This window comes from Clostridium sp. (genome assembly GCF_051656525.1).
GTDB lineage: Bacteria > Bacillota > Clostridia > Clostridiales > Clostridiaceae > Clostridium.
Genome location: NZ_JBOGCC010000017.1, coordinates 1 through 10,105 on the forward strand (window position 1 = coordinate 1; position 10,105 = coordinate 10,105).

The 10,105-nt window shown below is 27.4% G+C and carries 8 protein-coding genes; 7 read left to right on the forward strand and 1 reads right to left on the reverse strand.

Annotated features, from left to right (window positions below; all coding sequences use genetic code 11):
- Nucleotides 1–179: 179 nt before the first annotated feature.
- Nucleotides 180–482 carry a hypothetical protein gene (locus ACRDDY_RS00480; protein ID WP_438563006.1) on the forward strand — a complete coding sequence of 101 codons (303 nt, stop codon included), beginning with the start codon at nt 180–182 and terminating at the stop codon, nt 480–482.
- A 36-nt stretch (nt 483–518) separates the two neighbouring features.
- On the opposite strand, the gene ACRDDY_RS00485 is transcribed toward ACRDDY_RS00480, so the two are convergent.
- The gene (locus ACRDDY_RS00485; RefSeq protein WP_438563007.1) at nt 519–1,538 is read right to left on the reverse strand and encodes a branched-chain amino acid aminotransferase; all 1,020 of its coding nucleotides are present in this window, start codon (nt 1,536–1,538) and stop codon (nt 519–521) included.
- 216 nt (nt 1,539–1,754) lie between these two features.
- On the opposite strand from ACRDDY_RS00485, the gene mutS reads away from it, so the two are divergent.
- From mutS to ACRDDY_RS00515, 6 genes are all read left to right on the forward strand, one after another.
- Nucleotides 1,755–4,409, forward strand: a complete 2,655-nt coding sequence (mutS, locus tag ACRDDY_RS00490) for a DNA mismatch repair protein MutS (RefSeq protein WP_438563008.1) — start codon at nt 1,755–1,757, stop codon at nt 4,407–4,409.
- Nucleotides 4,410–4,431: 22 nt separating this feature from the next.
- Nucleotides 4,432–6,432 carry a DNA mismatch repair endonuclease MutL gene (gene mutL / locus ACRDDY_RS00495; RefSeq protein WP_438563009.1) on the forward strand — a complete coding sequence of 667 codons (2,001 nt, stop codon included), beginning with the start codon at nt 4,432–4,434 and terminating at the stop codon, nt 6,430–6,432.
- A gap of 9 nt (nt 6,433–6,441) precedes the next feature.
- Complete coding sequence (gene miaA, locus ACRDDY_RS00500) at nt 6,442–7,365, forward strand: tRNA (adenosine(37)-N6)-dimethylallyltransferase MiaA (RefSeq protein WP_438563010.1); 924 nt, start codon at nt 6,442–6,444, stop codon at nt 7,363–7,365.
- Nucleotides 7,366–7,448: 83 nt separating this feature from the next.
- Entirely contained in the window at nt 7,449–7,682 is a 234-nt protein-coding gene (hfq, locus tag ACRDDY_RS00505) for an RNA chaperone Hfq (RefSeq protein WP_438563011.1), read from the forward strand.
- Nucleotides 7,683–7,762: 80 nt separating this feature from the next.
- On the forward strand, nt 7,763–9,052 hold the full coding sequence (locus ACRDDY_RS00510) for an aminotransferase class I/II-fold pyridoxal phosphate-dependent enzyme (RefSeq protein ID WP_438563012.1): 1,290 nt from the start codon (nt 7,763–7,765) through the stop codon (nt 9,050–9,052).
- A 245-nt stretch (nt 9,053–9,297) separates the two neighbouring features.
- Nucleotides 9,298–10,105, forward strand: an 808-nt coding sequence (locus ACRDDY_RS00515; protein WP_438563013.1) for an alpha-amylase family glycosyl hydrolase, incomplete at its 3' end; no start/stop codon positions are given.

Consider the following 10,105-nt stretch of genomic DNA (forward strand, 5'->3'; position numbering starts at 1 on the left):
ATTATTAATTGAAAATTATTAAATTAAAATCTATAAATAGATTAAAATCAAACTCTATTTATAGATTTTTTATCTTAAAGCTATATATTTAAATAAGGATAATAGAAGTTTAATAATAACTATTATTATTATTAAACTAATTATGATATAATATAAAAAAAGATTTAAGGAGATTTTATATGGAAAAAATAATATATTTAAGAGAATCAATAGTAACTATTTGTGATGATTTTTTACATAATAATAATAAAGAAATAGCATTAACTAAATTAAAAGAAAATTTAGCTAAAGTAAAAGAATTAGAGTATGATAATTGTTCAGTAGAACTTTTTGAAGTTCTTCTAGATGAAGAATTGTTATTAGACATATTAATAAATAAAGATAATTTAGATGTTGAAACATTTAAAGAAGTAATAGATAATAAAGATTCTTATATACAGGGGACTCATACATTTAAGAAATTTATAGATGGATTAATATAAGTAAAAAGGTTGCATAAATTTATGCAACCTTTTTATCTATATTTTATATATCCATCCTTTAGGAGCTTCAATATCTCCAAATTGAATTCCCATTAAAGTATCGTATAATTTTTGTGTAATAGGACCAACCTCTGTTTCACTAAAGAATACATGGAATTTATTTTCTAATTGTATCCCACCAATTGGAGTTATTACAGCAGCAGTACCACAAGCACCTGCCTCAGTAAATTTATCTAAATCATTTATAAACACATCTTCTTCAGATACTTCCATATTAAAATAATCTTTAGCTATTTCCAATAAAGAGTATTTTGTTATAGAAGGAAGAATTGATGGTGAAAGTGGTGTTATAAATTTATTATCTTTAGTTATTCCAAAAAAGTTAGCAGAACCAACCTCTTCTATTTTAGTATGAGTTGCAGGATCTAAGAATATTGCATCTGCAAATCCATTTTCTTTTGCTTTTTTTTGAGCTAAAAGACTTCCAGCATAATTTCCACCAACTTTAGCAGCACCAGTTCCATTTGGAGCAGCTCTATCATAGTCAGATACTAAAAAGTTAACTGGTTTCATTCCACCTTTAAAATAAGGTCCAACAGGAATACAGAAAACTGAAAATATAAATTTAGTAGCTGGCTTTAATCCGATATTATCACCAACACCTATTAAGAAAGGTCTTAAATATAATGTAGCGCCTGTACCATAAGGTGGAACAAAGTCATTATTTTTTTTAATTACTTCTTTACATGCATTAATAAACTTATTTACAGGTACATGTGGCATTAAAAGTCTATCAGCACTTTTATTCATTCTTTCAGCATTTTTATCAGGTCTAAAAAGATTTATATGTCCATCTTTTGTTCTATAGGCTTTTAAGCCCTCAAAGCATTGTTGTCCATAATGTAATGCAGGGGATCCTTCTTCAATAGACAGTTTATTATCTTGAACCAATTCACCATCATCCCATTTTCCATTTTCCCAAATAGAAACGTATCTATAATCTGTTTTTATATAGTCAAACCCTAAGTTTTCCCAATCAATTTTTTTACTATTCATATAAAAGATTCCTCCTATTCAATTAATTATTATTTCTATTATATTACAAATTCTATTTTTATAAAAGGTATGTATAAATTCTTAATGTCTAAAATAAATAACTTCTTTTATCTTTTTATCATTTTATGTTAAAATTTAAGTGTTTATTTAGATGAATGTATTTTAAAATAAAAATTATTAAATAGATAGTATTAAATTTAAGGATGGTGAATTACATTGGCACTTACACCAATGATGGTACAATACTTTGAAGTTAAAGATAGATATAAAGATTGTATTTTATTTTTTAGATTAGGCGATTTTTATGAAATGTTTTTTGAAGATGCAAAAACTGTATCTAAAGAGTTAGAAATAGTATTAACAGGACGTGATTGTGGCTTAGATGAAAAAGCTCCTATGTGTGGAGTTCCATTTCATGCTGCAAGTAATTATATTCAGCGACTTATCTTAAAAGGTTATAAAGTCGCAATTTGTGAGCAAGTTGAAGAAGTTGGTGCATCTAAAGGAATAGTTAAACGTGATGTAGTAAAGGTAGTTACGCCTGGTACTTATGTAGAAAATAGTGATAGTATTACATCTAATACATATTTAAGTGTAATTTATGAATATGAAGATAAAATAGGTATTGGAACAACAGATATAAGTACTGGAGAATTTAAAGTAACATCTTTTAAAAATCTTACATCAACTCTTTTAGATGAAATTACAAAAATAAATCCTAAAGAAATAATTATAGATGAAAACTTTAATGAAGATTTAATGAAAGAATTACAAAATTCTACAAATGCTTTATTTACTATAAAAAATTTAAATCAATTTTTTATAACTAAAGAGGAACTTTTAAATCAATTTACTGAAGTTGAGATAGAAGGATTAGATATAGCTGCTGAAATGGCTGCAAGAATTCTTTTAAAGTATGTTTATGAAACTCAAAAAATGAGTTTATTGAATATCAACTTTCTTGAAAGTTATAATATAATAAATTTTTTAAGCATTGATGGAAATACTAGGCGTAATTTAGAGCTAACAGAAAATATACGTGAAAAATCAAAAAAAGGGTCTTTATTATGGGTGATGGATAGGACATCTACATCTATGGGAAGTAGAGCTTTAAGAAAGTGGATAGATGAACCATTAATATCAAAAAAAGAAATTAATAAAAGGTTAGATGGTGTAGAAGAATTAGTTAATAATTTATCCTTAAATGAAGATTTACAGTTAGCTTTAAGAAATATTTATGATATTGAAAGAATTGTTGGTAAAATTGCAAATGGAAATGTTAATGGAAAAGATATGATTTCACTTAAAAGTTCCCTTGAAAAATTACCAAGTGTTCATGAATTATTAAAGTCTACTTCATCTATATTATTACGAGAATATTTTAATAATTTAGATACTTTAGATGATGTTAAGGAGTTACTACAAAATAGTATAAAAGAAGATCCTTCTCTTAGTATAAAAGAAGGAGATATTATTAAAGATGGGTACTCAATAGAAGTTGATGAGCTTCGTGTTGCTAAATTACATGGAAAAGAGTGGATAGCTTCCCTTGAAAACTCTGAACGTGAAATTACAGGAATTAAATCTTTAAAAGTAGGATACAATAAAGTTTTTGGATATTATATTGAGATTAGAAAAGCTAATTATGATTCTATTCCCGAGGGAAGATATATACGAAAGCAAACTCTTGCTAATGCAGAAAGATACATTACAAGCGAACTTAAAGAAATGGAAGAAAAAATTCTTGGGGCGGAAGAAAAACTAATGAAACTTGAGTATAACTTATTTTTAGAAATAAGAAGACTTATAGAAAAAGAAATTCCAAGATTAAAAAAATCTGCTAGAATTATTGGAGAACTAGATTCATTATGTACATTAGCTAAAATTGCAATAGAGAATGATTATGTTAAACCAATAATAAATGAAGAGGGCCTTATTGAAATTGAAGATGGTCGTCATCCTGTTGTTGAAAAAGTTATAGGTCTTGGTGAGTTTGTTTCAAATAATACTACTTTAGATAAAAAAGAAAATAGACTTTTATTAATAACAGGACCTAATATGGCAGGTAAATCAACATATATGAGGCAGGTTGCACTTATAACACTTATGGCTCAAATGGGTTCCTTTGTTCCTGCTAGAAAAGCAAATATATCTGTATGCGATAAAATCTTTACAAGAATTGGAGCATCTGATGATTTAGCTGGTGGAAAATCTACATTTATGGTAGAGATGTGGGAAGTTTCAAATATTCTTAAAAATGCAACACCTAGAAGTTTAGTTTTACTTGATGAGGTTGGACGTGGAACTTCAACCTACGATGGACTAAGTATTGCTTGGTCTGTTATAGAGCATATTTCAAATGAAAATTCTCTTAAATGTAATACACTCTTTGCAACTCATTATCATGAGCTTACTAAACTTGAGGGAACTATTGAAGGCGTAAAAAATTATTCTGTTGCTGTAAGTGAAGTTGATGATAGTATTGTATTCCTTAGAAAAATAGTAGAAGGTGGAGCAGATCAAAGTTATGGAGTAGAAGTTGCAAAACTTGCAGGAATACCTAAATCAGTTATAAATAGAGCAAAAGAAATACTTCAAGATTTAGAAGGTAGTGATAAAACTGTTATTGAAAATATAGAAATAAAATCTCATAAAACTAAAGAAATTAAAGATACTGCTATAACTATAGAAGAGCCTATAATTAAAGAAACAGTAATAGAGAATAAATCAGCAGAGATGCAAATGGATTTTACTTTTATACAAAAAGAGGAGTTTATAAAAGAAATTTCAAATATAGATATATTAAATTTGAATCCAATGGATGCTATGAATAAACTATATCAACTAGTTAAAGAGGCTAAGGAAATTTAAATTTAATAAAAAAGGAGGAGTTATGGGAAGAATTAATGTATTAGATAGAGATACTGCAAATAAAATTGCAGCAGGTGAAGTTGTTGAAAAGCCTTCATCTGTTGTAAAAGAACTTGTTGAAAATAGTATTGATGCAAAAGCAAAAAATATAACTATTGAAATTGAAGAAGGTGGAACTTCTTTTATTAGAATAATTGATGATGGCGTAGGAATACATAGAGATGACTTAGAAAAAGCTTTTCTTCCACATGCAACAAGTAAGATAAAAGATTCAAATGATATCTTCTCTATAATGACTTTAGGCTTTAGAGGTGAAGCTCTTCCTTCAATAGCCGCTGTTTCTAAAGTAACCTTAAAAACAAAAACTGAAGATATGGAATTTGGAGAAGAAATTACTATAGAAGGTGGTAAAATTATAAATAAATCCTCTTGTGGTGCGAATTTAGGAACAACAATAGAAGTACGTGATATTTTCTTTAATGTTCCAGCTAGAAAAAAATTTTTAAAATCAAATACTAGAGAAGCATCTATTATTTCAGATATTATAAATAGACTTTCTTTAGCTAATCCTGATATTAGCTTTAAACTTTTTAATAATGGTAAAAAGGTTCTTCAAACCTTTGGCCGAGGAGAACTTAAAGATGCTATACGCGCTGTATATGGAAAAAATATTACAGATAATATTTTATACTTTGAAACTATAAAAGAGGATGTTAAAATTTTTGGATATATAGGAAAAGAAGATATTTCAAGAGGCTCTAGAAATAATCAAAGTATTTTTATAAATGGAAGATACATAAAAAATAAAACATTAACTGTAGCAGTAGAAAATGCTTTTAAATCATTTGCAACTGTAAATAAGTTCCCATTTTTCATTTTATTTATAGAGGTTTTCCCAGAGTTTGTGGATGTAAATATTCATCCTACAAAATCAGAAGTGAAATTTAGAGACGAAAGATATTTATTTAAAAATATTTTTGCATCTGTTCATACAGCTTTAAAAAATGATGTTTTTAATGATTTTAAAATACCCGAAGAAGAAATTTTAAATAAAAATATAGTTGAAGAAGAAGTAATATCATTTAATATACCAGAAGATACTTCTATAATTTTTAATTCATTTGAAAAAAATAAGCAGTTAAATGAATCGAAAGTAATTGAATCCATTCTAACAAAAGAGGATACCTTAATAAGTGAAATAGATAAAACAAATTTAGAACTATCTAAATTAAAAGAAAAAGTTAAATTAAATCCACAACAAAAAAATATTACAAACAAAGATACCTCTTCTGAAGTTAAATATATAGCTATTGATGATTTTAAAAATGACAAGAACTCTTCAAAAGATAATATTATTTTTGAAAAGTCAGAAAACTCTTTAAATGAAAAAACATCAGAAGAAATATTTAATACACAAACTATAAGTGATGAAAAAATAGCTAAATTTCCTCCACTTAGAATAATAGGACAATTTAATAAAACGTATATACTAGGTGAATTTAATCATACTTTATATTTAATAGATCAGCATGCAGCTCATGAAAAAATATATTTTGAAAAATATCTTAAGGATATTAAAGAAGGAAGTATTATAGTTCAACCACTTTTAGTTCCAACACTTATAGAAATGACATCAGATGATTTAGCTTATTATGAAGAGAATAAAAATGTCTTCACAGAGTCAGGTTTTGTTATTGAAAGTTTTGGTGGTAATACAGTAGCTTTAAAGGAAGTTCCTTATTTTTTAGGAAAAGTAGATGCAAAGCGATTATTTTTAAATATTATAGACAATTTAAAAAATTTAGGTTCTGGCAAAAGAGAAGAGGTTAAATATAATAAAATTGCAAGTATGGCATGTAAATCTGCTGTAAAAGGAAATGATACATTAAGTGAAATGGAAATGATAAAACTTATTGAGGAATTAAGATTTATAGAAGATCCTTTTCATTGTCCACATGGAAGACCAACTATCATTAAATTTACAGATACAGATTTAGATAAAAAGTTTAAAAGAATAATTTAGGTGATTATAATGAAAGAAAAGATTTTAGTAATTGGCGGGCCAACAGCAGTAGGAAAAACAGACCTTTCAATTCAAATTGCAAAAGCATTAAATGGTGAAATAATTTCAGCAGATTCAATGCAGATTTATAAAAAAATGGATATAGGTTCAGCTAAAGTTACAAAAGAAGAAATGGATGGAGTTACTCATTATATGATTGATATTGTAGAACCGACAGAGGAGTTTACAGTAGCTCATTATAAAGAACTTGGTGATAGCATTATTAAAGATATTTTAAGTAGAGGAAAACTTCCAATTATAGCTGGTGGAACAGGTCTTTATATTAATGCATTAACTTGTAATATGGATTTTACAGAAGGAGAATCTGATATTGCTTATAGAGATAAATTAAAAACCATAGCAGATACAAAAGGGAATTTATATTTACATGAAATGTTAAAAGATATTGATCCTATAAGCTATAAAAATATTCATATGAATAATACTAAACGTGTTATTCGTGCATTAGAAGTTTACTATTTAACAAAGCAACCATTTAGTTCATTTGACTTAGGTGAAAAAATGTATGAATCTCCCTATGATATTCATTATTTTGTTCTTACAATGGATAGGGATAAATTATATGAGAGAATTAATAAAAGAGTTGATACTATGATAGAAAACGGGTTAATCGATGAATGTAAATCTCTTATGTCACTTGGACTTAATGAATCGAATCAATCAATGCAAGGAATTGGGTATAAGGAAATTCTTATGTATTTAAATGGGAAAATTTCTTTCGATCAAAGTATTGAATTAATTAAAAAAGGTTCAAGAAATTATGCCAAAAGACAATTAACATGGTTTAGAAGAGATAAGAGAGTAAATTTTTTAAATAAGGATATACTAACAGATGCAGAGATTAAATCTCAGATTATTAATGACATAAAGTAATCCTAATTGTATAATTTAATTAAAGAAATATAAATAACAATTGGTTTAAAAGACAATTTATTCTGTATTTGGAGGGGATTTTTATGAATAAACCACAAAATAATTTACAAGATATCTTTTTAAATGGTGCTAGAAAAAATAAAATACCAGTAGAAATATATCTAACAAATGGCTATAAATTAAAAGGCTTTGTTAAGGGATTTGATAATTTTATAGTTGTTTTAGATTGTGATTCAAATGAGATGATGATTTATAAACATGCTATAACTACTATAACACCAGGAATTCCAATCTTATTTACAAAAAACGACCAATAATTGGTTTTAAATTAATGTAAATAGGCATAGAACTTATGCCTATTTATTTTATTAAAAGATATATATTAGGAGGCAATTTTATGTTAAAGGAAACAGAAAAATTTTTAAAGGAAAAATATAATATACAAGACAATGCATTTAGTCTATATGAGCAAGCTCTAAAAGATGTACAATCTCAATTTGAGGAGCTTGATTTAATAAGAGAATATAACCAATTTAAAATATTAAATGCATTCCAAGAAGAAAGAATTAGTGATTCACATTTTACTAACTCAACTGGATATGGATATGATGATATGGGAAGAGAAGGATTTGATAGAGTTTATGCTAGAGTATTCAATACAGAAGCTGCACTTGTAAGACCACATTTTGTAAATGGAACTCATGCAATTGGAACTGCTTTATTTGGAAACTTAAGACCTAACGATACACTACTTACTATAACAGGTTTACCATATGATACATTACATGGTGTAATTGGAATTGGAAGTAAGGAAAATAATATGGGGTCTCTTATAAATTATGGTGTTAAATATCGTCAAGTAGACCTTATTGATGAGAAATATCTAGATTTAGATAAAGTAAAAGAAGTACTTTTATCAGATTCGACTATAAAAATAGTACATATTCAAAGAAGTACTGGTTATAGTACAAGATATTCACTTATGATGAATCAAATTAAAGAAGGAATTGAATTTGTAAAGAAAGTTAGACCAGATGTTATTGTTTTTGTAGATAACTGTTATGGTGAACTTGTTGATATACATGAACCAACTGATTTTGGTGCAGACTTAATGGCAGGATCGTTAATTAAAAATATTGGAGGTGGAATTTCTCCAACAGGTGGATATATTGTAGGTAAAGAGAAATTTGTAGAAAATGCATCTTATAGATTAACAGTACCAGGAATTGGCGGAGAATGTGGTGCAACTCTTGGAATTATGCGTACACTTATGCAAGGATTATTTTTAGCACCTCATGTAACTATGGAAGCTGTTAAAGGAGCTATATTCTTAGCAAGACTTATGGAGCTTGCTGGCTATAAAACAAAGCCAGCATCAACAGATAAAAGAACTGATATAGTTCAATCAATTATTTTCGGAAAAGAAGAGCCTTTATGTAACTTTATAAAAGGGATTCAAGAGGGAGCGCCAATAGATTCATTTGTAAGTTGTGAAAAAGCACCTATGCCAGGATATGAAGATGATGTAATAATGGCAGCAGGTTCGTTTATGCAAGGAGCAACTATTGAATTATCAGCAGATGCACCTATAAGAGAACCTTTCATAGCTTATATTCAAGGTGGTTTAACATTTGATCATGCTAAAATTGGTGCATTAATTGCATTAAATAAAGTTTTAAACAGTTAAATAAAAAAAGTCGGATTTTTATCTGACTTTTTTTATTTTGGTAAATTATTATTAAAATTTAAAACGAATTTAATCTTAATCAAGAAATAGGGGTATTCTCTTTGAAAATCAGGTTTTAAAATGAAAATTTTATCGGAATTTTTAGAAGGCAATTTATGGTAAAATACCTTGATTTTATATATAATGTAAATGACTTAGTTTTACATAAGTATTTAATATGTCTAAATGATTTTAAGGAGAAAAATATGATTAGCGATTATGATAAATATTTATTTCATGAAGGAAAATGTACTGCAGCATATAATTTTATGGGCGCACATTTACGGATTGAAAATAGAAAAAGAGGTGCTAGATTTACTGTGTGGGCACCAAATGCAAAAAAAGTTTCTGTTATAGGGAGTTTTAATAATTGGAATGATATCAATTATGAGCTTGAAAAAATAAGTGATAATGGCTTATGGAGTGGCTTTTTTTATGGTATTTCTAAAGATGATTTATATAAGTTTAAAATTATCGGGAAAAATAATGAGACCTTATTAAAAGCAGATCCTTTTGGAAGAAAATCTGAGCTTCGTCCTAATACAGCTTCTATTATAAGACCTAAGAGTAAATATAAATGGTCAGATAAAAAATGGAAATCAAGACAAGACGGTATATTTTATGAAAATCCAATTAATATTTATGAAGTTCATTTAGGATCTTGGAAGAAGCAAGATAATAAAGTTCTTTCATATAGAGATTTAGCAAATTCACTTCCGAAATATGCAAGCGAGATGGGATATACACATATTGAATTACTTCCAATTATGGAACATCCATTAGATGAATCATGGGGATATCAAATAACAGGATTTTATTCACCTACAAGCAGATATGGTGATAGTGATGATTTAAAATATTTTATTGATGAATGTCATAAAGAAAATATAGGCGTTATTTTAGATTGGGTTCCTGGTCATTTTTGTAGAGACAGTCATGGACTAGCTTATTTTGACGGAGCTGCTTGTTATGAGTATGCAGAGGGCTGGAAAGCAGATAATAAAGGTTGGGGAA

What these genes read in the sequence shown, in the direction of transcription:
- ACRDDY_RS00480 (WP_438563006.1), top strand. Translation starts at nt 180, where the DNA reads ATGGAAAAAATAATATATTTAAGAGAATCAATAGTAACTATTTGTGAT.
- ACRDDY_RS00485 (WP_438563007.1), bottom strand. Translation starts at nt 1,538, where the DNA reads ATGAATAGTAAAAAAATTGATTGGGAAAACTTAGGGTTTGACTATATA.
- mutL (WP_438563009.1), top strand. Translation starts at nt 4,432, where the DNA reads ATGGGAAGAATTAATGTATTAGATAGAGATACTGCAAATAAAATTGCA.
- miaA (WP_438563010.1), top strand. Translation starts at nt 6,442, where the DNA reads ATGAAAGAAAAGATTTTAGTAATTGGCGGGCCAACAGCAGTAGGAAAA.
- hfq (WP_438563011.1), top strand. Translation starts at nt 7,449, where the DNA reads ATGAATAAACCACAAAATAATTTACAAGATATCTTTTTAAATGGTGCT.
- ACRDDY_RS00510 (WP_438563012.1), top strand. Translation starts at nt 7,763, where the DNA reads ATGTTAAAGGAAACAGAAAAATTTTTAAAGGAAAAATATAATATACAA.